General features: G+C 65.2%; 22 protein-coding genes. 3 read left to right on the forward strand and 19 right to left on the reverse strand.

The features are described from left to right. Positions 1-2: 2 nt before the first annotated feature. Positions 3-1,088, forward strand: coding sequence for a sn-glycerol-3-phosphate ABC transporter ATP-binding protein UgpC (ugpC, locus tag M9955_02790; GenBank protein ID MCO5080567.1), 1,086 nt, complete (start codon positions 3-5; stop codon positions 1,086-1,088). Between the two features lie 24 nt (positions 1,089-1,112). On the opposite strand, the gene M9955_02795 is transcribed toward ugpC, so the two are convergent. The 8 genes from M9955_02795 to M9955_02830 form a co-directional block, all read right to left on the reverse strand. Then, entirely contained in the window at positions 1,113-1,748 is a 636-nt protein-coding gene (locus tag M9955_02795; GenBank protein ID MCO5080568.1) for a GNAT family N-acetyltransferase, read from the reverse strand. After that, positions 1,745-2,515 (reverse strand): SDR family oxidoreductase, encoded by a 771-nt coding sequence (locus tag M9955_02800; protein MCO5080569.1) that lies wholly within the window; start codon positions 2,513-2,515, stop codon positions 1,745-1,747. The genes M9955_02795 and M9955_02800 overlap by 4 nt, the downstream gene beginning before the upstream one ends. Before the next feature lie 9 nt (positions 2,516-2,524). Further along, the gene (locus M9955_02805; protein ID MCO5080570.1) at positions 2,525-3,520 is read right to left on the reverse strand and encodes an ABC transporter permease; all 996 of its coding nucleotides are present in this window, start codon (positions 3,518-3,520) and stop codon (positions 2,525-2,527) included. 75 nt (positions 3,521-3,595) lie between these two features. After that, positions 3,596-4,636, reverse strand: a complete 1,041-nt coding sequence (locus tag M9955_02810; protein ID MCO5080571.1) for a sugar ABC transporter substrate-binding protein — start codon at positions 4,634-4,636, stop codon at positions 3,596-3,598. Between the two features lie 44 nt (positions 4,637-4,680). Continuing rightward, positions 4,681-5,445 carry an ATP-binding cassette domain-containing protein gene (locus M9955_02815; GenBank protein ID MCO5080572.1) on the reverse strand — a complete coding sequence of 255 codons (765 nt, stop codon included), beginning with the start codon at positions 5,443-5,445 and terminating at the stop codon, positions 4,681-4,683. Next, positions 5,442-6,596 carry an ROK family transcriptional regulator gene (locus M9955_02820; GenBank protein ID MCO5080573.1) on the reverse strand — a complete coding sequence of 385 codons (1,155 nt, stop codon included), beginning with the start codon at positions 6,594-6,596 and terminating at the stop codon, positions 5,442-5,444. The genes M9955_02815 and M9955_02820 overlap by 4 nt, the downstream gene beginning before the upstream one ends. 112 nt (positions 6,597-6,708) lie before the next feature. Then, the gene (locus M9955_02825; protein MCO5080574.1) at positions 6,709-7,479 is read right to left on the reverse strand and encodes an ABC transporter ATP-binding protein; all 771 of its coding nucleotides are present in this window, start codon (positions 7,477-7,479) and stop codon (positions 6,709-6,711) included. 6 nt (positions 7,480-7,485) lie between these two features. Then, on the reverse strand, positions 7,486-8,319 hold the full coding sequence (locus M9955_02830) for an ABC transporter permease (GenBank protein ID MCO5080575.1): 834 nt from the start codon (positions 8,317-8,319) through the stop codon (positions 7,486-7,488). Between the two features lie 334 nt (positions 8,320-8,653). On the opposite strand from M9955_02830, the gene M9955_02835 reads away from it, so the two are divergent. Beyond that, on the forward strand, positions 8,654-9,658 hold the full coding sequence (locus M9955_02835) for a DUF808 domain-containing protein (protein ID MCO5080576.1): 1,005 nt from the start codon (positions 8,654-8,656) through the stop codon (positions 9,656-9,658). 43 nt (positions 9,659-9,701) lie between these two features. Here the strand turns inward: M9955_02835 and M9955_02840 are convergent, their stop codons facing one another. From M9955_02840 to M9955_02890, 11 genes are all read right to left on the reverse strand, one after another. Continuing rightward, the gene (locus M9955_02840; protein ID MCO5080577.1) at positions 9,702-10,595 is read right to left on the reverse strand and encodes a PfkB family carbohydrate kinase; all 894 of its coding nucleotides are present in this window, start codon (positions 10,593-10,595) and stop codon (positions 9,702-9,704) included. After that, on the reverse strand, positions 10,592-11,455 hold the full coding sequence (locus M9955_02845) for a MurR/RpiR family transcriptional regulator (protein MCO5080578.1): 864 nt from the start codon (positions 11,453-11,455) through the stop codon (positions 10,592-10,594). The genes M9955_02840 and M9955_02845 overlap by 4 nt, the downstream gene beginning before the upstream one ends. 11 nt (positions 11,456-11,466) lie before the next feature. Continuing rightward, complete coding sequence (locus tag M9955_02850) at positions 11,467-12,444, reverse strand: sugar phosphate isomerase/epimerase (protein ID MCO5080579.1); 978 nt, start codon at positions 12,442-12,444, stop codon at positions 11,467-11,469. 169 nt (positions 12,445-12,613) lie between these two features. Continuing rightward, complete coding sequence (locus M9955_02855; GenBank protein MCO5080580.1) at positions 12,614-14,662, reverse strand: bifunctional aldolase/short-chain dehydrogenase; 2,049 nt, start codon at positions 14,660-14,662, stop codon at positions 12,614-12,616. A 164-nt stretch (positions 14,663-14,826) separates the two neighbouring features. Continuing rightward, entirely contained in the window at positions 14,827-16,245 is a 1,419-nt protein-coding gene (locus tag M9955_02860; protein ID MCO5080581.1) for a YncE family protein, read from the reverse strand. 138 nt (positions 16,246-16,383) lie between these two features. Next, positions 16,384-17,160 carry a 2,3-dihydro-2,3-dihydroxybenzoate dehydrogenase gene (locus tag M9955_02865; protein MCO5080582.1) on the reverse strand — a complete coding sequence of 259 codons (777 nt, stop codon included), beginning with the start codon at positions 17,158-17,160 and terminating at the stop codon, positions 16,384-16,386. Beyond that, entirely contained in the window at positions 17,160-21,071 is a 3,912-nt protein-coding gene (locus tag M9955_02870) for an amino acid adenylation domain-containing protein (GenBank protein MCO5080583.1), read from the reverse strand. Before M9955_02870 ends, M9955_02865 begins: the two co-directional genes overlap by 1 nt. 6 nt (positions 21,072-21,077) lie before the next feature. Then, positions 21,078-21,314: a phosphopantetheine-binding protein gene (locus M9955_02875; GenBank protein ID MCO5080584.1), complete on the reverse strand. Its 237-nt coding sequence runs from the start codon at positions 21,312-21,314 to the stop codon at positions 21,078-21,080. A gap of 15 nt (positions 21,315-21,329) precedes the next feature. Next, a complete protein-coding gene (locus tag M9955_02880) occupies positions 21,330-21,965 on the reverse strand; it encodes an isochorismatase family protein (protein ID MCO5080585.1) in 636 nt (211 codons plus the stop codon). Further along, complete coding sequence (locus tag M9955_02885; GenBank protein MCO5080586.1) at positions 21,965-23,593, reverse strand: (2,3-dihydroxybenzoyl)adenylate synthase; 1,629 nt, start codon at positions 23,591-23,593, stop codon at positions 21,965-21,967. The genes M9955_02880 and M9955_02885 overlap by 1 nt, the downstream gene beginning before the upstream one ends. Next, complete coding sequence (locus M9955_02890) at positions 23,590-24,798, reverse strand: isochorismate synthase (GenBank protein MCO5080587.1); 1,209 nt, start codon at positions 24,796-24,798, stop codon at positions 23,590-23,592. Before M9955_02890 ends, M9955_02885 begins: the two co-directional genes overlap by 4 nt. Before the next feature lie 166 nt (positions 24,799-24,964). On the opposite strand from M9955_02890, the gene M9955_02895 reads away from it, so the two are divergent. Then, positions 24,965-25,468, forward strand: coding sequence for a cytochrome b (locus tag M9955_02895; GenBank protein MCO5080588.1), 504 nt, complete (start codon positions 24,965-24,967; stop codon positions 25,466-25,468). The last annotated feature ends 17 nt before the right edge of the window (positions 25,469-25,485 follow it).

Raw genomic sequence — 25,485 nt, forward strand, 5'->3', positions numbered from 1 at the left:
CCATGGCAGGTCTCTCCCTCCATTCCGTGAAGAAGCGCTTCGGCGAAACCGAAGTCATCACCGGCGTCGATCTGACCATCGAGGATGGCGAATTCGTCGTCTTCGTCGGTCCTTCGGGCTGCGGCAAGTCCACGCTGCTGCGCATGATCGCCGGGCTGGAAAGCACGACAGAGGGCCGCATCGAGATCGGCGGTAAGGACGTCACGCATGTCGATCCGGCCAGACGCGGCATCGCCATGGTCTTCCAGACCTACGCTCTCTATCCGCACATGACGGTAGCGGCGAATATGGGTTTCCCGTTGGAAATGGCCGGCCTGCCGCAGGCCGAGATCGACGCGAAGGTGGCCGAGGCCGCGCGCATCCTGCATCTCGAACCCTATCTCCAGCGTAAGCCGCGCGCGCTTTCCGGCGGCCAGCGCCAACGCGTCGCCATCGGCCGCGCCATCGTGCGCCAACCGGAAGTGTTCCTGTTCGATGAGCCGCTTTCCAATCTCGATGCCGAACTGCGTGTGCAGATGCGCATCGAGATCGCCCGGCTTCACCAGCAACTAGGCTCGACCATGATCTACGTCACGCACGATCAGGTGGAGGCAATGACGCTGGCGAGCCGCATCGTCGTGCTGCGCGCCGGCCATATCGAGCAGGTCGGCGCACCGCTGGAACTCTACCGCAATCCGGACAACATGTTCGTCGGCGGCTTTATCGGCTCGCCTCGCATGAACTTCGTCAAGGCAAGGGTCGTGGGTAAGGAAAACGATAGCGTGGCGGTAAGCGCGCCGGCGATCGGCCTCGCCCGCCTTGTCGTCACGCCGCGCGGCAAGGCGCCCGCCGAAGGCACGGAGGTCACGCTCGGCATCCGGCCAGAGCATTTCGTTGCGCCGGATACCTCCGGGGCGGCGCTTGCCGGCGAGGTCAGCGTGATCGAGCGCCTGGGCGGCGTGACCTATGTCCACGCCAACTTGTCCGACGGCAGCCTGGTGACGGTCGAAAGCCGTACCGACGAGCCGTTCGAAACAGGTGCGAAAGCCCGTTTCGGCATAGATGCGGGCAAGGTCTTTCTGTTCGATGCCGAGGGGCAGCGGGTGTAGCGGAACCGGCGAAAAAGGGGCGCCCTACCCGAACCGTTTCGCCATGAATACCGAAGTCTGCGGCAGTCCTTCACCGCATACGACGTCGAAGCCAAGACTTCTATAGAACGCCTGCGCCTTCAGGTTTTGCGGGTGGACATCGAGATACATGCCACCCGATCCGGCCTCCGCCAGCCTTGCCTGAAGGAACCGCATGCAGGCAATCCCGATCCCCCTGCGCCGTGCTTGCGACAGCAGATCGATATGGCCATGGGATGCATAGGGTTTTAGAGCCGGCGGAATCGAGAGGTCCGGGTGATGGACGATCCGCCGCGCCCAATCGCTGCCGCGCCAAAGGTTCTCGTCCGGCCCGGGATCGGATATGCGCAGCCGAAGCCACGGATACCATTCGTCGGCGAGCCACGCATTGAAGGCTGCCGTGTCAGGCATGCCGAACAGGTAGCCGGCAACGCCTTCCGGTCCTTCAATGGCAAAGGCAAAATCCGGCGCGCAGACCTGATAGGGCACGGCATAGATCATGCCCATCAGGTCGGGATCGTCCTCACGGCTGGTCGCGTCCCTGCCGGCGTCGCCGGTTTTCAGGCAGACCCCGCAGAACGCCGCATGATCGTCGTTCGTCGCGCGGCGCAGGAAGAATCCTTCGCCGAAATCGAGGATCATGAAGGCAGGATGCGGAAGTCCGCGCCCTCCGGCAGAAGCTGCCCCCCATCGACAACGATCGTCGTGCCGGTAATGTATTCGGCGTCGTCGGAAGCCAGGAATAGAAAGGCGTTGGCGACGTCGCGCGGGCTGCCCAGCCTGCCGAGCGGAATGGCGTCCTCCATGCTCTTGATGAACTCCGGCCCGCGCTGCTCCCGGATCGCCTCCGTCATGATGTTGCCCGGCTCGACGCCGTTGACGGTGATGCCATAACCGGAAAACTCCAGCGCGGCCGAACGGATGAAACCGTTGATTCCGCCCTTGGACGCCGAATAATGGCCGTGGCCGGGGCTCGTCACGTGCGGCCCGGTGATCGACGAGGTGAACAACATGCGGCCGTAGTGCTGTGTCTTCATCGGCGCCAGCGCGGCGCGCGCCGCGTTGAAGCTGCCACGCAGGTTGACGCCCATGACGCGATCCCAGTCTTCCGGGCTGGTGTTCTCGATCAGCTGCCAGGGATAGATGCCAGCGTTCTGGACGACGATGTCGAGCCGGCCATGCTCCTTCAGGGCCAGCGTCACCGCGGCCTCGGCATCCGCCATCTGCGAAATGTCGGTGCGTATGAACGGCACACCGAGTTCGGCGGCGGTCGCCTCGCCGGACGCCGCCTCGAAATCCGCAAGCACCAGCTTCGCCCCTTCTTCGGCGAAACGCAGAGCGATGCCCTTGCCGATCCCACGCGCCGCGCCGATGATCAGCGCGACCTTGCCCTCGAGCCTCCCTGCCAAGTTTCTCTCCTAATTCAGCTTCTGTCTGATGGTCTGCTTGAGCGTATCGAGCAGGACGGCTGCCAGCACCAGCAGGCCGTGTATGACCTGCGTGAAGTTCGCCGGAAGGCCCATCAGGTTGATGGCGGTGTTGATCGACGAAAGCAGCAGCACACCGGCATAGACGCCCGGCAACGCGCCGACGCCGCCCTTCAGGCTGACGCCGCCGATGACGACTGCGGCGAAGGCGTTGAACAACAGGCCGACGCCGAGATTGGCCGTCGCGCCGGAGGTGCGGATGGTGAGCAGCCAGCCCGCCATGCCCGCTATGGCGCCGGCCATGATGAAGGCTATGATCAGGTTGCGCGTCACCCGGATACCGGCGCGATAGGTCGCCTGTTCGTTGCCGCCGATCATCTTGAGATGCCGGCCGAACGGCGTCTTGGCCATGATAAGCGAGAAGACCACGAAGCAGGCGATGGCGATCCAGGCCGTCAGCGGCAGGCCGAGCACGCGCTGGATGCCGAACCAGCGGATCGACGGGGCGAGGTCCTGCGCGGAACGCCCGCCGGAAACGGCGACGACGAGGCCGCGCACCCAGATATAGGAAGCAAGCGTGATGATGAAGGCGTTCATCTTCACCTTGACGATCAGAAAGCCATTCAGCGCGCCGATCAGCCCGCCGACGGTCAGAGCGATCAGAAGCGATACCGGCACCATCAGCCATTCGGGATAGAGCGTCACGCCGATGCCTATGCCGGCCGAACAGAAGAGGATGCCGACGGTCATGGCCGCCAGCGCGGCGACCGATTCTACCGACAGGTCCATGTTGCCGGTGATGATGACGAGCGCCAGACCGATCGACATGACGCCGAGCACGCTGGAGGCCTCGACGATGTTGGCGAAGATGCCGAGCTGGAAGAAGTTCGGCACGAAGATCGAGAAGATCGCCAGCACGAAAAGCAGCATGAACCAGACGAGATTGTCGAGGACAAGCTCAAGGATACGGCGGGTGCGAGGACTCATGCGCTAACCAATGGAGATCAGGTTCAAATACGGCCGGAGAAGAAGCGCCCCGCAGCTTGCGGGGCGCGTCCGATGTCACTCCACCGACTTCACCGTATCTGAAGGCGGCTTCATGTTGCCCCAGAACTTGGGATCATCGACATTCGACTTGTCGATCGCAGCGCCCGGGATCTTGAGGTTCGGACCCCAGGATTCGATCGTCAGGATCGAGTTGAGGCCGAGCACGTCATATTCGCCTGCCTTGATCTCCTGCTTGTTGACGACCTTGTCCATGAACATGGCGACCGCCGCCGCCTGCGCGTAGAGCGGCTGCTCCACCTCGACGTTCAGCCAGCCCTTGCGGATCAGGTCGAGGCCGACGGGGGCGCCGTTCGAGCTCATCATCAGGATGTCGCCCGGCTTCTTGCCGGCAGCTTCGAGCGACGCCACGGCAGCCACCGAAAGATGCGCGGCGTGGCTGAAGATCAGATCGATGTCGGGATTGGCGACGATCGAGTCGGCCACGATCGTGCCGGCATTCGAGGCTTCCCACTGCATGGCGGGCTGCGAGATGATGGTGACCTCCGGGAAGGCTTTCATCTTCTCCTCGAAACCCTTCTGGATGTCGAGCGTGTAGGGATCGCCCGGATCGCCCAGCACCTGCAGTATCTTGCCCTTGACCGAGCCGTTCTTCTCTGTGAGCAGCTTCTGCGCCTGCTCCGCCGCGACATAGCCGATCTCGATCGTGCCGGCGACCGACGTGAAGTCGGACGGCGTCGACGTGATCTGGCGGTCGAATTCGACCACGGGAATGCCGGCCGCGCGCGCCGCCTCGATGGACGGCTTCAGCGCGTTGAAATCGACGGCGGCGAGCACGATCGCCTGCGGCTTCAGCGCGATGACGTCGTTCATCTGGCTCTGCTGGGCGTCGGTCTTGTTGTCGGCGTTGAGCGTCTTCATCTCATAGCCGACCTGCTTCAGGAACATTTCCAGAGCGCTCACCGAGCCGGTCTGGAATTCGTCAAGCAGCGTCGGCACCATATAGTAGACCGTGCCCTTCGACTGCGCGAAGGCCGGCGTCAGCATCGTCATGGCGAGTGCCACGATGCCGAATACGCCCATGAGTATCCGTTTCATTTCGTTCGCTCCTGTTGCACCGGAACCCCTTTTCTGTCCGCCCCTCAGCCTGCCGGTCCGGCACCGGCAAGCGTTTCGCCCGTGATCATCCTGATCACCGCGTCGGGACTGGTTTCCTTTGTCGGCACGTCGCCAGCCACCACACCCTGGCGAATGACGACGATGCGGTCGGCGACCTGGAATGCCTGCTGCATGATATGCGTGATGATGACGACGCCGATGCCCTTGTTGGCGACGTGGCGGATCATGTCGAGGCCGCGCCGCGTCTGCTCGACGCCGAGCGCCGCGAACGGCTCGTCGAGCAGCACCAGCTTGCCGCCCCAATGGACGAAGCGGTTCAGCTCGATGGCCTGCCGCTGGCCGCCTGAGAGGTGCTCGACATTGGTCCTGAGCGAGGGAATGCGCGTTCCCGCATTGGCGAGCGCCTTGGCGACTTCGCGCTCCATCGCGGCCTCGTCGAGGATCGGGATGCCGAGGAAGGAGCGCGTGATCTCGCGGCCCATGAAGAAATTCGCGACCACGTCGACATTAGTGCAGAGCGAGAGGTCCTGATAGACCGTCTCGATGCCGGCCGCCTTGGCTTCCGCAGGCGATCTGGCGAGGAATTCCTTGCCGTCGAAGAGCATGCGGCCCGAAGTCGGATCGAGGCCGCCCGAAATGATCTTCACCAGCGTCGACTTGCCCGCTCCATTGTCGCCAAGAAGCGCCACCACCTCGCCCTTGCCGATGGAGAAGCTGATCCCCTTGAGCGCTTCGATGGCGCCATAGTTCTTGCGGATGTCCTCAAGGACGAGAAGCGGCTCCCTCATGCGGCGATCTCCCGTCCGGCTGGCGCTTCGGTCCGTTCCGCGAACATCTGGCCGAAGCGCGGCGACAGGACGCCGGAAACGGCCAGAGCGGCAGCGCCGCGCAACACGGAATGCTCGCCTCCCCGCGCCACCATCAGGCGCGGCACGGCGCGATCCCTGCGCGCCGATACGGAATTCGGCAGTTCGCTTCCCAGATCGGCAAGGCGCTGCAGCAGGCCGCCCGGCGCGAGGCCGCCGAGCACCACGGTAAGTGGATCGAACAGGTTTTCGATCGTCGCGATCGCATTGCGGAAGATCGGTGCGATCTGCGCGACCCAGTCGGCTTCCCCGCCATGCCAGCGGCCCAGCGCATCGAGCGAGACATAGCGCTCCAGACAGCCGCGATTGCCGCAGGGGCACGACTCTCCGTCGAGAACGACGGGAATATGGCCCACTTCTCCCGCATTGCCCCAGGCGCCGCGCAGGACGGCACCCTCATGCACCATGGCGCCTCCGAGACCGACGCCGAAGAACAGATAGTAATATTCGGAAAGCTCGGTGCCGAGGCCGTAAAGATGCTCGCCCAGCGCCGCGGCAACCATGTCGGTGTTGAGGAATGCCGGCAGTCCGGTCAGTTCCGCAAGGCGCTCCCGCAGCGGAAAGCCCTCCCATCCGGCCATGGTCGTCGGGCCGACGAAGCTCATGGATTCCACGCCGAACGGCCCGGGCAGCGCCATGCCGGCCCCCAGAATGCGCCCGCCGGGGCGCAGGGCCTTGAGTTCCGGCACCATGCGGCCGATCACGGCAAATGCATCGTCGGGGGATGCGTTGGCGGCCTCCTCGTGCAAGCCACCCACGACATCGCCGCTGAGATCGATCAGCGCGGCGTCGATGCCGCGCGGCGTCACGTGGATGCCGATGGCGAAACCGCCCTCGGGATTGATGCTGAGCATCGCCGGCGGCAGCCCCCGTCCCTTGGGCTCCTCCCGAAGCGAGAGCAGATAGCCCTGCTCCTCCAGTTCGCGGACGATGGTGGAGACGGTTTGCACCGTGAGGCCGACGCGTTCGGCGACATCGCCCCGCGTGACCGGGCCGTGCAACCGGATCGATTCAAGCACGATACGCCGGTTGTAGGGCCGTCCGAATTCCTGATTTGTCCCCTTCAGCGCCATGTCCTGCGCCCCATTGATGGGCGTAGAGTTGCATCGCCATGGCATTCAGTCAAATGGTTTTCAAAAATCGCTCGCAGCAGGCGGGTGAAACGTCTCGCCGACATGAAAATGGTCAGGCCGACGCTGCCGCCGCTGCCTCCACCGATGTGCGATAGTGCCACAGCACCTCGGCCACCGGGCCGATCATGCGCGCCTTGCCGTGCTCCATCCAGAGCCCTTGCGTACACCAGTCCATGACGAGCTGATCCGAATGCGACGCCAGCACGAGCAGACCCGCTTCCTCGATCATCCTGTTGGTGCGCTGCTTCGCCTTGTTGATGAACGACGCGTCGCCCGCGCCGATCCCCTCGTCGATGAGCAGCACATCGGCCTTCACCGAGGTCGAGATGGCGAAGGCAAGGCGCGCCGACATGCCGGCAGAGTAGGTGCGGATCGGCATGTCGAGGAAGTCGCCGAGTTCGGATACCTCCGCGATCTCGTCGGTCGAGGCGCGGATTTCGTCCAGCGAAAGCCCGAGCGCGATGCCGCGCAGCACGATATTGTCCCAGCCGGTGCTGTCGGGGTCCATGCCGAAGCCGAGATCGAAGATCGGCGCGATGCGGCCCTCGACGCGCACGCTGCCTTCGCTCGGCGGGTAGATACCGGCCATGACCCGCAGCAGCGTCGATTTGCCTGCGCCATTGTGCCCGATCAGCGCCAGCCTGTCGCCGCGCTTCAGCGACAGCGACAGGTTGTCTACGGCGCGCACGGACAGCTTGTAGCCGTCGCGCACCTTGATCGTGCCGCCCGTGGCGGCCGAAAGCAGGCTGTTCTTCAGCGAACGGGTTCCGGCCCCGAGAATCGGGATGTCGACCGTGACGTTTTCAAGGACGATGCTCGACATGTCTGATCAGGCCCAATAGGCAATCTGCGCGCGGTAGCGCGCAAAGAAGATAAAGGCGATGACGGCGACGAACAGCGTCGTCGAACCGGCCACGATCCAGCTGAGATCGCTGGGAATGCCGCCCATCAACGGCCGCCGAACCAGTTCCAGATAGTGATAGAACGGATTCACATGGACGAAGTAGGCCCGGTCGGAAAGCACCTCCGCGCTCCAGAAGATCGGCGTCAGGAAGAAGAATATCTGCATGATGCTGCCGACGATCGGGGGGATATCGCGGAAGCGCGCGGCGATCGGCCCGATCAGCAGCGCGGCGAAAAAACCCGAAATCAGGATCAGCATCAGGCCGGGAATCGCCAGGAGAACGCTCCAGCCGAGCGGGATCGGGAAGATGAGCCAGACGATCACGTAGATCGCGAAATTGTGCACGAAGGCGATCACGTGCCGCGAGAGCAGCTTGAACACATAGAAGCTCAGCGGCAGTTGCGACTGCTTGATCGAAGCGGCGGCGCCGGAAAAGACAGTGCAGGATTCGTTGATGATCGCCGAGATCAGCCCGAAGACCATGAAACCGAGCGCCACATAGGGCAGGAACGTATCGATCGCCTGGCCGAACACGCCGGCATAGAACCAGCCCAGCGCGCCGACCAGAATGCCCATGTTGAGGGTCAGCCAGAACGGGCCGAGCAGCGAGCGCTGGTATTGCCGGCGGATGTCGTGCGACGACAGATACGTCCATGTGCGCCAGCGCGACAGGCCGTCGACGATGTCGAGGTAAGCCAGCCGAAGCATCTTCGGCCAGCCGAGACCGCTGCGGACCTCGAGAATGGTTGACGATGACAAGGAGAAACTCCCATGTGGACGAACACGCCGTCGTGTTCCGTGGGCCAGCCTCATATTACACGCCGGCCCCCTTAGTCCACCTCGCCAGAATACCGACGATCCATGCCGACTGCGACCAATCCGCCCCCGGAACGGCCGAATCATTGGATCAATCGCATCGCAAAAGGGTGAAACAAGGGCGGAACGGTCGCGTTTCGGCAACCGCTCCCTGCCCATCCTGTGGAACCAATACGAACCCATACGATTGCCCATCCCGCCAGCGGCATTGTTGTTCTAAGAGGCCGTGGGGATCGTGGCGAAAGAGCCGCGGATTCTAAAAGGAAACGGATTTCGGATGAGTGTCGGCCTTATCGCGCTGCTGGACGACGTGGCCACGCTCGCAAAGGCGGCGGCCGCGTCTCTCGACGACGTCGCCGCGCAGGCGACGAAGGCCGGCGCCAAGGCCGCCGGAGTGGTGATCGACGACACCGCCGTCACCCCGCGCTACGTCACCGGACTGTCGGCCGCGCGCGAATTGCCCATCATCGGCAAGATCGCCGTCGGATCGCTGAAGAACAAGCTGCTGATTCTGTTGCCGGCAGCGCTGCTGCTCAGCCTGTTCCTGCCGCAGGCGATCACGCCGCTTCTCATGATCGGCGGCATCTATCTCTCCTATGAGGGAACGGAGAAGGTTTTCGAGCTTCTCGTGCCGCATGCCGCCCACCAGCACGTGTCGGAACTCGAGCCGATCGCTCCGTCCGCCGATTCCCTGGAGGACCGGACAGTCGCCGGCGCGATCAAGACCGACTTCATTCTGTCCGCCGAGATCATGGCCATCACTCTCGGCGCGGTGCCGCAAAGCGGCTTCTGGACACAGGCGATCGTGCTGGCGATCGTCGGCCTGGTCATCACCATCGCCGTCTATGGCGTCGTCGCCCTGATCGTCAAAGCCGACGACGCCGGCGTGGCGCTGGCGCGCACCGAATGGCCGAATCTGGCCGGAAGGATCGTCCGCCGGACCGGGCGCATGCTGGTCTCGGGAATGCCGTTGTTCCTCACCGCGCTGGGCGCGGTCGGAACCGCCGCGATGATATGGGTTGGCGGCGGCATCGTCCTGCATGGGCTGGAAGTGTTCGGCATCGAAGGGCCGAGCCATCTCGCACACGACCTGTCCGAATGGGCCGCGCATGCGGTGCCGGCCTTCGACGGCTTCGTCTCGTGGGTCGCCCAGGCCCTGTTCTCCGGCCTTGCCGGCCTGGCCATCGGCGCTGTGGCTATACCGCTGACCGGCTACGTGCTTTCTCCGGTCTGGCGACGGCTCCGGCCGTTCCTTCGCCGGAAACGAAAACCGACGGCGTGAATCCGGACAGAGCACGGCCAGTCAGGCATCTGAATGCGGTCGGTCAACGCCCGTCCTGACCGGGTAATGGCGACGATACATGCGCGGCCGCTGCCACATTGGCTGCTTTGAGACAGTCGATGAAGGGAGACCCCGCGACGAGAGCAGCCGCGAAAGCCCCGACAAAGGCATCGCCTGCCCCATGCGTGCTGACGAGTTTTACCGGAAGTGCAGGCAGGCTGACCGTCTGTCCGGAGGCGGCGTCCCGGCCGGCAAGCCCGGCGGCGCCAGCGGTGACGACAACTCTCGGGAACGTGCGCGCAAGCATTTCCGCGGCGGCCGTTGCCGAGGCGAGATCGTCGACCGGCAATCCGCAAAACTGCTCGGCCTCGATGGCATTGACGACGAGGATGTCGACCAGTCCGGCGAACTCCTGCCCGAGAGCGCGATAGGGAGCGGCATTCAGGCAAACCGGCACGCCGGCGCGCCGCGCCGCCATGGCGGCGGCGAGGTTGGTGGTTTCCGGCATCTCGTTCTGAAGCACGAGCAGCCCGGCGTCGCTCCACAAGGTTTCGTCACCAAGGGCGGCGACGTCAGCCGCGAGATTGGCTCCCGACACGATCACCGCGCCATAGTCGCCCTCGGCGTCCATGATGGCCACGCTCATGCCGGAGCCGACGCCATCCAGCACGGCAACGCGCGAGGCGTCCACGCCGGAACGGTCCAGGCGGCGCATCAGATAGCGACCGAAATCATCGTTCCCCACCGCGCCGACCATGCGCACCGGGGCGCAGGCCCGCGCCGCCGCCACGGCCTGATTGCCGCCCTTTCCACCGAATTTCGGCCGCCAGCCATAGCCTGCCACAGTCTCGCCCTTGCGGGGCCTGTCCGGCGCATCGACGACAATGTCGTAGTGGAGACTGCCGACCACGACGACGGCGCGCGAGGAAGCGTTCACGGCCTGCGTCTCCTGCCGGCAACGGCGCCCATGGTGGCCGCAAGGTTGCGTTCCGCCGCCGCGAGATCGCGCCGGGCAACGGCGGCGAAAACCGCGTCGAAGAGGATCAGCTGCGCGATCCGTGCCGCCGCATTCTCGCCCAGCAGCGGCGATCCCTCGGCCGTGGAACACAGCACGACATCGGCGATCCCGGCGAGCGCCGAGGTCGGATAATTGGTCAGTGCGATGGTGCGCGCGCCCCGGCGCTTCGCGAATTCCAGCGGCTCGATCACCGCCTCGGTCGTCCCCGAATGCGAAATGCCGACGGCGACATCGCCTTCGCCGAGCAGCGCGGCGGACATCAGCATCATATGCGCGTCGTCGAACACATTGCTCCGGACGCCGATGCGCAACAGCTTGTGCGAGACGTCCCGTGCGATCTGTGCGGAGCCGCCGATGCCGTAGAAATCGCGCTGCCGCGCCGAGAAAATCGCCTCGGCAGCCTGCTCAAGCGCCGCCGGATCGAGGATCGAAAGCGTTTCCTCGATGGCCCGCATCGTCGTCCGGAACACCTTGGCCGCGATGTCGGCATCCGTATCGTCGTCCGAAAGCTCGCCTCTCTGCCCGCTGGTCGGCAACCGGTTGTAGGTGGCGAGCCCGGCGCGCAGCTCCTTGAAACCTGCAAAGCCAAGCTTCTTGGCGACCTTCACAACCATGGCCTCCGAGACCCCGGCATCGTCGGCGACTGATCTGAGCGACGTCGTCTCGTCGAAATCGCGCCGGGCGCGGATCGTCTCGACCACCTGTGCTTCGAGCGGCGTCAGCTGCGGCATCATCATTCGGATGCGTGGACCCACCGTCTTTGGATCGAGGAGAGACATGCCATCCTGCCTCAAAGGCCGATCAGCGCCTTGTTGACGCTGACCTGACTGGCGACCGCGTCCTGCATCGCGACGGCCGCCGCGAGCTGATTGTCGCCGTCCAGCCTGTCGGCGACCTCCATCAGCCGGTTCACGACGGCGATGTTGGCTTCGCACTCGGCCACGGGGTCGAGGCCGCTCGCGTCCGGAAAAGTGTCGAAATAGAGCGCACCGTCATAGCCGTCGCGGCGGATCTGGCGCAGCAGTTCCAGCGTCGAGCGTAGATGCACCGCGCCGACCATCAGGCCGTCGTCGCGCTTGCCATAGCCGTCGTTCAGGTGAACGCCAAGCAGGCGGCTTCGCCGATGCACCAGATGGGCGGCAAGCGCAGGCTGCTCGCCGGCATAGAGCGAATGCGCGAAATCGATGGTCACGCCGAGATTGGGTGACCCCGCCTCCTCGATCGCCAGCAGCGTCGTCGCGGCATCGCGCAGCAGCGCCTGCGCGCGCGGCTCGTCCGGCTTGTATTCGATACTGACGCGGCAGGCGGGATCGTGCGCCGCCACCTCCCGGATCGCTTCCACCTCCCAGTCCCAGACCTGCGCATAGTCGATCTGGAAATTGTAGTCGAACCCGTCCTGTCCGAGCCATATCGTCATCAGGTCGATGCCCATTTCCCGCGCTGCATCGATGCCGCGTTTGGTGAGGTCGATCGCCTCTCGCCTCACGGATGCGTTCGGATTTGTGAAGGCGCCGCGCTTGTAGACAGGATTTGTGTAGTAGCGCATGGCGAGACCGTTGATCGCCAGCCCGGCGCCGTTGATCCTGCGCGCAAGTTCCGACGGCTTTTCCTGCACGTGGTCGGGAAAATTCAGATCGACGTCCGTCAGGCCCTTCACCGTGGCGGCGCGTTCGACCATCTGCATGAAGGTGGGCTTGTCCCTGAGATCGGGCCAGAAAAGCTCCGGAGCGGAGCCGAACGAATTCAGACGAGTGGCAAATCGGGTCATTTCGCGCGGGCTGCTGATCAATGGATACTTCACAAGAATATATTAATTCGTGAAGTAGTCAAATCCAATCGAAGCGCAGAACGACGCAGTTCTGCTGGACAGACCCAAGGAGGCTAGGCAGACGCGCTGCTACGGAACCAGGTTTCGCTTTAGCCGCCTGCCGGCGCGCCTATCGCATCATCGCGGCGACGTTGCCCCCGTCGACCGTGACGACCGCGCCGGTGGATGTGCGGGCCTTGGCCAGATGCACGAATGCGGCGGCGACGTCGGCGCCGGTCACCTCGCGGCCGACGAGATTGCCGCGCATATAGACTTCGGGCGTGACGCCGCGCGCCTTGCTGCGTTCCGCGACCATCTGGTCCGTCATCAGCCCGGTCCGGATACGGTCCGCATTAACGGCGTTGGCCGTGATGCCCGAGGGACCGTGCTCGATCGCATACTGGCGCATCAGTGCCATGAGAGCGGCCTTCGACGTGCCGTAAGGCCCGAGATCGGGGCCGGGATTGACCGCCTGCTTGGAGACGTTGAAGACAAGGGCGCCGCCGGTCTTCTGCTTTTCCATCACCCGCACCGCCGCCCGCGCCATATAGTGATGGCTCCAGAAGTTCAGATCGAAAGCCTTCCGGAACGTCGCCTCATCCACGGACAGAAGCTTGCCCTGGAAGGCGGCTCCCGCATTCGAGATCAGGATATCGACGCCGCCGAAATGTGCAGCCACCTTCTCGACCGCCGCATCGACTGAAACCGGATCGGTGACGTCGCAGACGACCGGAAACCCGCCAAGCTGCTTCGCCTCACGCTTCAGCGCCTCCTCGTTGATGTCGAAAAGGGCGACTTCGGCACCCTCGGCCTTCAGCGCCTCCGCCACGGCCCGGCCGAGGCCGCTGGCGCCGCCGGTCACGATGGCGATCTGCCGGGTGAGCGGCTTCTCCAGATTCTTCGCGAGCTTGGCCTGCTCCAGCGACCAGTACTCGACGTCGAAGAGGTCCGGTTCCGGCAGCGCCTCGAAGGCCTCGATCCCTTCTGCATTGGTGATGACCTCGACGGTCGCCTCAACGCAATCCGCTCCGACCATGGCGCTCTTGCGCGTCGCACCCGCAGCGAAGATGCCTACGCCGGCGACGTAGAAGACGCGCGGCATGGGATCGAGCATCTTCTTGATGCCGCCGACGCGCACATTGTTGCGCTCGAAATACGCGATGTAGTCATCCTTGTAGGCGGCGACGGCATCGCGCACCGCCTTCGCCCATTGATCGAGCTCGCCCTTGACGGGTGCGGGCAGCGCGACGCCGAAACGCTTGATATGGATGACATGCTCGGGCGTCGCGTTGCCACGGCGCACCAGATCACCGGCGTTGCCGGCGTTGCAGAAATCCAGAATCTTCTCGCTCGTGCGGTATTCCAGCACGAAGCGCTTCGGCGCACCTTCCAGCCCGCTGTCGAGGGCGATGGCTCCGCGCAGGATCGGCGCGACCTCGCCGACTGAAGCGAGGTTTTGCGGCAGCGAAACGCCCGTGAACGGCCTGGCCCTGCCCTGCGCGATACGCTTTTCGGCCTTGTCGATCTTGGCGATCATATCCTCGTAGGACGTGCGCGAATCGTCGGACCAGGTGAAGATGCCGTGTTTCAGCAGGATCATGCCGTCGGCTTTCGGCTGCGCCTTAAAAGCCTTGTCGCAGGCCTTGGCGAGATCGAAGCCCGGCATGACGTAGGGAACCACGATGGAATCCGGGAACAGTTCACGGATGAGGTCCTCGCCATGCGGCTGGTCGGTCAGCGACACGATGGCGTTTGCGTGCGTGTGGTCGATATGCCGGAACGGCAGGATCGCGTGCAGGATCGCCTCGATCGAGGGATTCGGCGCATAGGGATCTAGCAGCAGCCGACGCTGAAGCATCACCATGTCCTCGTCAGAAAGCGTCTCAAACTCGACCATCGCCTGCAGCGGATGGAGTCTTACGGCGGGCAGGCCGGCGGGCTCGATGACACCCATGTCCCAGCCGCTGCCCTTGACGCACAGTACGTCGACCTCGCTGCCGTCCATGTCGGTCAGGACGGTCTTCACCGACGTATTGCCGCCGCCATGCAGCACGAGTTCCGGATCGCTGCCCAGAAGGCGCGTCGTATAGGTGCGGATGGCGAGGTCGCGATTGACGCCCTTCGCGACATAGGCATCCACGACCGATGCGAATTCGGCGTCGGACCAGCGTGACTTCATGATAATCCTCTCTTCGCCCGGCGTTTTTCCGGCGCCGGCTTGATGCACCGAAGAGAGGATTCATTCAAGGCCTGCATCCGTCGCGAACCCGCTTCGTATGCCGGCGCAACCTGCGGACGACGAACCGACGTATCCCTCCGCCGGCTGCGCCGCGTTCGGGATGATCAGGACTTCGGCGAAAGCCGCGTGATGCGGTCGCCCTGCTCGTCTTCGGGATTGCGCGCCTTGTTCACGGCGAAGGCATTGCCCTTGCCGTCGACAGATACGTGGTTCGAGAACGGCGCATTCTCCAGATTGGCGACGATGTTGCCGTCGACATCGACCACGGTGACCGTTCCGGCATCGCGGCTGGTGACATAGGCAAGGCGCTTGACCGGATCGAAGGCGACGTTGAGCGCGCCCGCGCCCACCGCGACATTGTGCAGGGTCTTGCCCGACTCTGCATCGACGATCAGCAGATTGTCGCTGCCCTGTCCCGCAACGAAGATGCGGTTCGTCTGCGCATCGTAGCTGACGCCGATCGCGGTGCGGGCTCCCTCGACCGGGAACACCTTGTCCACGGCAAGCGTCGCGACGTCGATGATGGCCGCCTCGGAGGTCGTGAGGCTCACGGTGTAAAGCTTGCCAGACGTCGCATCGAACCGCAGGCTGCCGACGGAGAAATCCTCGCCGCGCTTTGTCGACTTGATCTCGATGTTCTGGACGAATTCCAGCGACTTCGCGTCGAATACGGCGACGTTCGGTGTGCCGGTCGCGGAGGCGAACACCTTGCCGTCCTTCTCGTCAACGGCGACGTCGCGCGCGTGCTGCACGGTGCCGGGATCGAACTGCTTCAGCAGGGAAAGGTCGGACTGCTTGTAGGCGGCAACCGTATTCTGGCGAGTATTGGTGACCCAGACGGTGTCGTTCGCGTCATCGACGCCGACGCCATAGACCGCGAACACGCCGCCGTCGTTGTTTTCGGCACCCTCGCGCGCAGGCGCCGCGCCCGGCGTCACCTGAGCCTCGATCGCAAGCGTCTCCGGATTGACCTTTACAAGCGCAGAACTCTTTACCGGCGGCCGGCCGGTCGCCGCAGTCACGAACAGCACGTTGTTCCTGGCGCTGTAGGCGGACTGGTAGAGACCCGGAACCAGTTTCGCCGTTTCGGCGGAGAACTTGTCGGCGCCCGAAAGCGGCACGACTGGCGAAATCTTAAGGTCGATGGTTTCGGCGTGGTAGGGCTTGGCCGTGGTGACGACCAATTGATGCGTGCCGACAACCGCGTCGGCCGGCAAGGTAAATTTTACTTCGAACTTGCCTTCAGCATCGGCGACGACGGGGCTGCCGATGACACTGATGCCGCGCGAGATGGTGATCTCCTGTCCCGGCTTGAAGTCCTGACCCGAAACCTGGACTTCGCCGCCCGCAAGCACCGGGACACCGCGTTCGGCAGATGACGCCCGGGCGCGACCCGTATAGTCGGCATCCGGCGCGTCGAACGCGACCTGCGCCAACGCCGTGCTGAGCCCGGCCGCGAGGGCCGAGACGAGGATCACGGACCGCAGGCCGGCCCGGAAAGTGACGCCACGAAAATCTCTCATGCTTCTGTTCCTGTTTGCATTCGATTGATCGACAAGCGACGGAAGAAGCTTGCCGCGGCGCGCGGCTGGCAGTTCGTCGGCTGTGTCGGTCCTATATAAGATGACCTGTGTACTCAAGTTAATTTCGGGCAATGCGGCTCAGGCGCGTTGCGTCGCGCCGCCGTCGACATAAAGGTCGGCCATGGTGATGTGACCGGCACGGTCGGAAAGCAGGAAGACGACGGCGTCGGCGACGTCTTCCGGCGTCGCAAGCTTGGCGAGCGGTATGCCGGCCTTGAAGGTCTCCGGCGAGCCGGCGATGACCCGTTCGGCGCCTTTCTCGTCCGCCCACATGCCTGTCTGCATCGGCGTAAGCGTCGAACCCGGTGCGACGATGTTGCAGCGTATGCCGTGGGGGGCGAGTTCGAGGCCGAGCGAGCGCATGAACATGGTCGCGGCGGCCTTCGACGCGGCATAGGCGGCCATGCCGTGGCGCGGCACGCCGGCCGCGTTGGAGCTCACCGTCACCATGACGCCCCGGCGGCGCGGCGCCATGCGGCGCGCAAGCGCCCGGCACAGATGGAAGACGCCATCGACGTTCACCGCGAACACATGCCGCCATGCCGCGTCGTCCGTATCGACGGCGAGCATGTTGCAGAGAACGCCGGCCACGTTGACGCCGTAGCGGATCGGTCCCCAATCGGCTTCGACCTCTTCGACCAGCGCATCGACGGCGGCGCTGTCCGTCACGTCGAGCGGCATCAGGCAAAGGCTGGCGCTACCGCCGCCAAGCGCTTCATGCAGACCCTCGACGTTGCGGTCGGTCGCGACGACGCGCGCGCCCTCCTCCAGCAGCAGCCGTACCACGGCCGCGCCGATGCCTCCGGCCGCGCCCGTCACCACAGCGACGCCGCCGTCAATTCCGCTCGAACGCATCAGGCTTCCCCTTCGTCCATGCTTGCCAGCCGCCGCGCCAATTGCGGTGCGATGATTGCCACGGCCTCGCGGCTCGTCAGTTGCGGATGCAGGAACGGCACATCGATGACGTCGACCGCCGCCGCATAGGCGTGCCAGAGTTCGGGCTTCAGCGGCTTGTCCTTGTGGTCGAGCGCAGCGCGGACATGGACGATCGGCCCGTCAAGGCGGCAGTGATAGTGGCCGCGAACCAGTCGGTTCGTGTCCGGCACGACCCGCACGACGCCGGTAAGCACTTGCGGCGGCAGATTGCCGAGCAGGCTGTCGCTGGCGCGCAGGAAGTCCACGATCGCCTCGCGCGTCACCAGTTCCGGATACTGGTCCGCGTCGAAGCCGGCTATAGTCAGCAGCGAGCGCAGCGCCGCCGCCTCGTCCGGCTCGGGCTCGGCCCGCCAGCAGTCGGCCGGGTAGGAATCGAGCAGTGCGACCAGTCCGACCTCCTCGCCCTGCGCCCTAAGCTCGCACGCCATCTCCTGCGCGATGATGCCGCCGACCGACCAGCCGGCCAGATGATACGGTCCGTGCGGCCGAATGTCCTTGATCCTGCGCACATAGTCTTCGGCGAGCGCCGCGAGGCTTTCCGGCACGGGCACTCCGGGGTCGAGCGCAGGCGCCTGCAGGCCGTAGACCGGCCGATCCTCGCCAAGCGCCCATGCCAGCCAGCGATAGCCCCAGGCGATGCCGCCAGCCGGATGGACGATGAAGACGGGCGCGCCCTCACGGCCCTCGCCTGCCAGCCGGATGAGCGGCCCCAAGCCTTGATCGGCCGGCATCTCGTCGCGGTCGATCAGGCCGGCGAGCGCGCCGACTGTCGGATGCTCGAAGAGGGTGGCCAGGCCCGGATCGCGCCCGAATTCCTCTTTCACCCGGAGCATCAGATGGATCGCAAGCAGCGAATCCCCGCCCAGCGTGAAGAAGTCGCCGGACGGACTGGCTGGCTTTTCGAGGCCGAGCACATCGGCGAACAGCGCACCAAGACGCGCCTCGGTTTCGGTCGCGGGGTTTTCATCCGCACCGTCCTCCAGCGCGGGGGCCGGCAGCGCCGCACGGTCGAGCTTGCCGTTCGCCGAAACCGGCAACGCCTCGATCTGCACGAAGGCGGCAGGAATCATGTAGTCGGGCAGGGTCGCGGCAAGCCGTGCCTTCAGCGCCGGTACGTCGACAGGGCCGTCGGCGACAAGATAGGCCACGATCCGCTTCGCGCCCGGCATGTCCTCACGCGCGATGACACCGGTCTGCCGCGCCAGACCCGACGCCATGATCGCCGCCTCGATCTCACCGAGTTCGATCCGGAGGCCACGTATCTTCACCTGATGGTCTGAGCGGCCGAGAAACACCACCGCCCCGTCCTCGCGCCGACGCGCAAGATCCCCCGTCTTGTAGATGCGTTCGCCGGGCAGGAAAGGGTCGGGCAGGAAGCGGTCCGCCGTCAGGTCGTCGCGGCCGAGATAGCCGCGCGCAAGTTGCACGCCGCCGAGCCAGAGATGGCCGACGCTGCCCGGCGGCAACGGCCTCAGCCGCTCGTCCAGCACATAGAGCCGCGTGTTCCAGACCGGGAAGCCGATCGGAACCGGCGACGAAACGTCGTGCGGCGCGGCCGGCCAGTAGCTGACATCGACGGCGGCCTCCGTCGGGCCGTAGAGATTGTGAAGCTCGGCATCGATTGTCTTGTGGAAGCGGTCGCGCTGGTCGGCCGTCAGTTCCTCGCCGGAGCAGAAGACCCGTCTGAGCGTGAGCCCGTGCGAGGCGGGCGAGGCGAGGAACGCCGACAGCATCGACGGCACGAAATGCGCCGTCGTGATGTTCTCGTCCTGGATCAGGGCGGCGATTGCTTCGGGATCGCGATGCGCGCCGGGCGGTGCGATCACCAGCGTCGCGCCGGTCAGCAGCGGCAGGAAAAACTCCCAGACAGACACGTCGAAGGTCGCGGGCGTCTTTTGCAGGATGCGGTCGGACGCCTCGAAACCGTAATGCGTCCGCATCCATTCCAGCCGGTTGACGATGGCGCGGTGCTCGATGACGACGCCCTTCGGCTCGCCGGTCGAGCCGGACGTGTAGATGACATAGGCCATGTCGGCCGCTTGCGCCCGACTCGGCGGAACCGCGCCCTCCTGCGGCCATTGCGAAACGGGCAACACTCCCGCGTCGGCAGGAAACAGCCCGGCATCCGCATCGAAAGCCAGCACGCAGACCGGGCTCGCCGAGCGCAGGATGCGCGCCAGCCGCTCAGGCGGATGGTCGAGGTCGAGCGGCAGATAAGCGCCGCCGGCTCTCAGCACCGCCACCAACGCCACCACCAGTTCGAAGGAGCGCGGCAGCGCCACGGCGACGATGGTTTCGCGGCCGACGCCCAGCGCCGCCAGATTGGCGGCCAGCGCAGCCGAGCGCCTGTCGAGCTCGGCATAGGTCAGCGTCTCGCCGGCATAGATCAGCGCCGGCGCGTCGGGCGTCGCCGCGAAGCTGCGCTCGATCAGGGTAACCAGCGTGGCATCCACCACGTCATGGTCCGTCGCGTTCTCGCGGAAGATCGTGCGTTCGATCTCGTCGGGGCTTGCTGTCGGCACTCCGGCAAGGCTGGCCGACGTGACGGCGCGCGCGAGGAACGCACGAAGCCGAGCCGAATGGGCCTTTGTCTCCGCCTCGGAATAAAGGTCGGGATTCGTGTCGACCTCGAAGACCAGCGCCTCCGTCGCATCGCCACGGAAGGTGAAGGTGATGTCCTCGACCGCGCCCGCGCCGAGAATGTGCAGCTTCACGTCGAGGCCGGTCATCTTCGGCGGCAGATCGAAGGGCTGGACGTTGATGAGCGGGCCGTAGAGCCGGCGGTTGCCGCCGATCAGGCCGAGTTCGCGGCGAAGCTGCTCGCTGCGGTAGCGGCCGTGGCGTCGCGCCTTCGCCAGTTCTCGCGATACGCCGACCAGAAAATCGCCAAGCGGCTGGTCCTCGTCCGGCGAGACTCGCAGGGGCAGCACGTTCATCAGCATGCACGGCACGCGCGCGGCGGCGCTGCCCAACCGCCCCATATGCGGCACGCCCGCGACCAGTTCCGGCGCACCCGCCATGCACCAGCAATAGGCCGCGACCAGAGCGGTGAGCGCGTCGGGCCAGGTCACGCCGGTCGAGTCGGCGAGCTGCCGCAGGCCCGCCAGCAGTCCTGCATCGAGACGCGCCGTCTCGCGGCGGAACCAGTGCGCCGAGACCGGCCGGCCGGGCGCGAGGCTGGCGACTTCCGGCAGATCCCTGAGCTTCTCATGCCAATAGGCGCGGTCGGTCTCGCGCCTTTCCGACGCGCGATAGGCCGCATCGTCATCGAAGGCGCGTTGCAATGGCGGTGGCGGAGCGCCGGCCGGCTTGCCGCCCTTCATCGCGGAATAGAGTTCCGCCACCCGGTTGGTGACAAGCACGATACCGTAGCCGTCCGTCGCCAGATGATGGATGCGCTCGTACCAGAAGAAACGTTCCGGCCCCAGCCTGAACAGGGTGAAGGCGGCCATGCCGTCGCGGGAAAGGTCGAGCGGCGTGTCGGTATCGCGCCGCATCGCCGCATGCGCGGCCGCCTCTGCATCGGCCTCTCCCGACAGATCGACGATCCCGAGTTTTGGCCGGAGCGCCGGATCGACCACCTGCCTGACGCCGAACTCGTCCTCGACAAAGCGCAGCGACAGCGCTTCCGTTTCCGCCGCCATCCGGTCGAAAGCCTGCCGGAAGGCATCGATATCGAGCGCCCCGGCGATTTCGAGATATTGCCCGGTGTTGAGGATCGGGTTCGCCGGATCGATGCGCTGCACATACCAGAGGCCGGACTGCGCCTCGGTCAGCGGCACCCCATCGGACGCGCCGGAAAGATCGACGATGCGGACCGCGCCGGACATGGGCGGTCAGGCTTTCGCCTGATGGCGCTGCACCGCTTCCCACCATGCGGCAAGCGTGAAATTCTCGGCGGCCTCGCCGAAATCGAAATCCACGCCGGATTCCGTCCACTTCACCAGAAGGTTCATAACCCGCATGGAATCGAGGCCGAGATCCATCAGATTGTCGTCGAGTCCGATCTCCTCCGGATCCTCATGGATTATCGCGGCAATGTCGGCGCGCATCTGTTCGAGCGTGATGGTCATGGCAATTCCTTCCGGTCAGACCAGCGCGGCGACAAGCTGGTCCGTGGTCATCGGCACGCCGCAGCGCCCGGCCACCCACTTCACCGCCATGTCGTGCTCGGCGCGCGAAAAATCCGCCAGCGCATCGGCCGGGAAAAACGTCTCGATGTCGCGCTGGAACGCTTCGCCGGCCGTCATCAGGCAGCCGATATGGGCGTAGATGCCGGTGACGATCAGCTGGTCGCGCCCTCGAACCCGCATCATCGTCTCCAGATTGCTGCGCTGGAAGGCGCTGTAGCGATGCTTGACCAGCACGAAATCGCCGGGTTGCGGCGCAAGCTCCGGCACGATCGCCTGATGCTCGGGGATGCCGCGCATGCCCGGCCCCCACAGGTCGGCCTGCAAGCCACGGTCGCGGCGGTCCTGATCGCCGTCCTGAGCCGTGTAGAACACGGGGGCGCCCTTTTCCCGGCAGTGAGCGGCGAGACGCGCGATGTTGGCGGTCGCGGGAGCGATGGGCGAAGTGCCGGGCGTGAAGGCGCCGACGAAATAATTCTGCATGTCGTGGATGAGCAGCGCGGCGCGCGCCGTCTCCACCTTCCACGGTCCGCGCGACGCAGGAAGCTCCTCGGCGCGTGGCAGGTCATAAGGCGGGATCTTCGGCAGCGCCATCACGCCTTCTCCTGCTCGGCCTTGAGGAAGCGCTCGCGCAGCGCGGCGCGCAATTCCTTGCGGCTGATCTTGCCGACAGCCGTCGTCTGGAATTCGGAGACGAAGACGATCTGGTCGGGAACCTTGAACTCGGCGAGGTTGCGTCCGCGCACGAAAGCCTTCAACTCGGCGGCCTTCAGCTTGTCGCCATTCGGAATGATGAAGGCGCAGCTCCGCTCGCCGAGATAGGGATCGGGGATCGACACCACCGCCGCATCGAAGACGCGCGGATGCGCCAAAAGATGATCCTCGATCTCCTCGGCCGAAATCTTCTCGCCGGCGCGGTTGATGTGATCCGTCGCACGGCCCTGCACGACGAGATAGCCTTCCGGCGTGCGCTTCACGACGTCGCCCGTGCGGTAGAAGCCGTCCTCGGTGAAGGAGCGCGCATTGGCCCCGGCGTCGTTGTGGTAGGCGCGGATCGTGTAAGGCCCGCGCGTCAAAAGATTGCCCGGCTCGCCCTCCGGCACGGGATTGCCGCGATCGTCCATGATCAACACCTCGTCGTCGGGGCAGATCGGACGTCCCTGCGTCTCCACGACGAGGTGTTCGGGGTCGTCGAGGCGCGTGTAGTTGACCAGCCCCTCGGCCATGCCGAACACCTGCTGGAGCTGGCAGCCGAGCGTGGCGCGGACCCGCTTTACCGCTTCCGGCATGAACTTGGCCCCGCCGACCTGCAGCACCCTTAACGACGACAGGTCGTGTTTCGCAGCGGGTGCCGCCTGCATCCACAAGAGCGCCAGCGGCGGCACGAGGCCAGTGATCGTCACCTTCTCGCGCTCGATCAGCGGAAATGCCGTTTCCGGGCTGGGCGACGGGCAGAGCACGACACGGCTGCCCGCAAGGAGCGCTCCCATATAGCCGGGCGAACTCATCGGGAAATTGTGGGCGGCCGGCAGCGAGACCATGTAGACGCTGTCCGCGTCCAGCCCGCAGATCTCGGCGCTCGCGCGGAAACTGTAGATGTAGTCGTCATGCGTGCGCGGGATGAGCTTGGACAGGCCCGTGCTGCCGCCCGAAATCTGGAGGAAGGCGACGTCCGACGGATCGGGCCTGTGCGCTACGAAGCCCGGATCGGCCGCGAAAGCATCGAACGGCACGAATTCCTGCGCGTCGCCGACGACGATCACGTGCCGGAGCGCGGAAACTTCAGCCTGCACCTCGCGGGCGAGCTTGCGATAGTCGAAACCGTCCTGCGTCGCGGCGACGACATAGGCGACGGCCTCCGATTTCCGTGCGAAATGCGCGATCTCCGTCAGGCGATGCGCGGGCAGCGCGTAGACCGGCACGATACCCGCCAGGAACAGCCCGAACACGGCGGGGAAGAACTCGGGGATGTTGCCGAGCTGCACGACGACGCGGTCTCCGGGCGCCAGTCCGAGCGCGAGGTATCCGGCGGCGGCCGTCTCCGCCCGCCTCAGCAATTCGCCATAGGTCCAGCGCTGTTCGCCGCCGACGATGGCGACACGGTCGGGAAAGGCCGCCGCGCGTTCCTGCAGCATCGCCGGAAACGTCTCGCCGCGCCAATAGCCGGCGCGACGGTAGCGCTCGGCGAATTCGGCCGGCCATGTCTGGGCGAGCGGTATCATGCCGCCCTGCCCGCCACGGCGCGGCCCTGCTCGTCGACGCCGAGCGCCTTCAGCATGGCGAGGAATTTCGCCGAGGTCTCGTCCACCTCGCCTGCCGGGTCTGAGCCCGGCACGATGCCGGCTCCCGCGTAAAGCCGCGCCCGCGACCCGGCCACCTCGGCGCAACGCAGCGAGACGAACCATTGTCCATCGCCGCTTTCGTCGGTCCAGCCCACCGCGCCGGCATAGAAACCACGGTCGTAGCTTTCGAGTTCGCGGATCACCTCGGCAGCATGGTCGCGGGGCAGGCCGCAGACTGCCGGCGTCGGATGCAGCACCGCAGCCAATTCCGCCGCCGAAGTCGACGGATCCTTGAGTTTGCCGACAATGCGCGTTCCGAGATGCCACATGGTGGCCGTCGTCACCAGCGTCTCTGGGTCCGGCGCCGAAAGCTTGGAACAGTAAGGGTTGAGCGCATCGAACACGGCTTCCACCACCGCGCGATGTTCGCGTTGGTCCTTGTCCGAGGATTTGAGCGCAGCGGCGGCTTCCCGGTCGGATACGGGGTCGGCGTGGCGTCGCGCCGAACCTGCGAGCGGATGCGAGACGACCTCTCCGCCGGATTTAGCGACCAGAAGCTCCGGCGTCGCTCCCACCAGCACCCTCGGAACGTCTCCGGTCGAAGGCAGCCGCGTCAGGAACGTCGTCACGCTGCGGTCCGCCACGAGGCTGGCGAGCAATCCGTCTATATCGATCGGCGCACCCGCCACGAGCGAAAGGCTTCGCGACAGCACGACCTTGCGGAGACCGGCCGGAGGCTGCATGCGCGACAGCGCCGTGCGCACGGCCTCGCTGTAGGCCGCCGCATCCGGCTCGGGCGTGACCAGCCATCCGGTTGTGGCGGGATAGTTCGTCCTGCGTCCCTGCGTATTCGGCAGCGTATCCCCATCAAAATCGATCGCAACGGGCTGGAACAGGAAATCATCGGCGGCGCGATCGAAAGGTATGGCGCCGACAACAATCCGGGGACCATCCGAGACTCGTGCGAAAAACGCGTCCAGCCTCCCCACGAGCGTCGAGACCGGGCCCGCGGTCACCGGCCGCCGGACGCCTCGGGCGACGATCGCGGCTTTTTCCGAAAGCAGTCCGAAAGTCACTTTTCCGGCATCGCCGCCGCGGTTCTGCGCAAAGGGGGCATTGCCCGGAACCTCATGGTTATTTGACATTTCCTGCCGCCGACATGCACTGGTTTGACCGTTCCGGCCTGCCTCCGGCACGCCGTTTTCCCTCCCGATCGCGGGCAGACATATAAACATGAGATTGAATGTCAACTTACAAAACGGCAATACATCGGCTCATAGCGATGCGCCACCGCAGCATGGGAACAGCCGATTGCCGCAGAACGACAGATATGACCGCATAGCCGTCTGGCTGCACTGGCTGGTTGCGGCCGCCGTCATCGCGCAGTTCCTCACCGGCTGGATCTGGAGTTTCTTCGAGCGTGGCTCCGAGCCGCGATTCTATCTATTCCGTGCACATATCATGGTCGGGTCGGCGATCCTCGGACTGGCGATGGTCCGCCTGGGATGGCGTCTTACCCATCCCGCGCCGCCTCTGCCCGCCGGGATGAATCGCATGATGGTGCGGGCCTCGAAACTTACCCATGCGCTGCTCTATCTCGCGATTCTCGTTCAGCCGGTGCTCGGTCTCGTTTCCATCACGTCGCTCGGCAAGAGCATTGGCCGCTGGCCGCGCGAACTTCACGTGACGCTTTCCTTCCTCATCGCCGGCATCGTGGCGCTGCATGTAGCGGCGGCGTTCTGGCATCATTTCATCCGCCGCGACGGCCTGCTTCGCAGGATGTCGCCGCATGGCAGGACCCCGCGCGTGGCCTGACCGGAGGGATTTCACCA

The organism is Rhizobiaceae bacterium, assembly GCA_023953845.1.
In the GTDB taxonomy this organism is placed as follows: Bacteria; Pseudomonadota; Alphaproteobacteria; order Rhizobiales; family Rhizobiaceae; genus Arvimicrobium.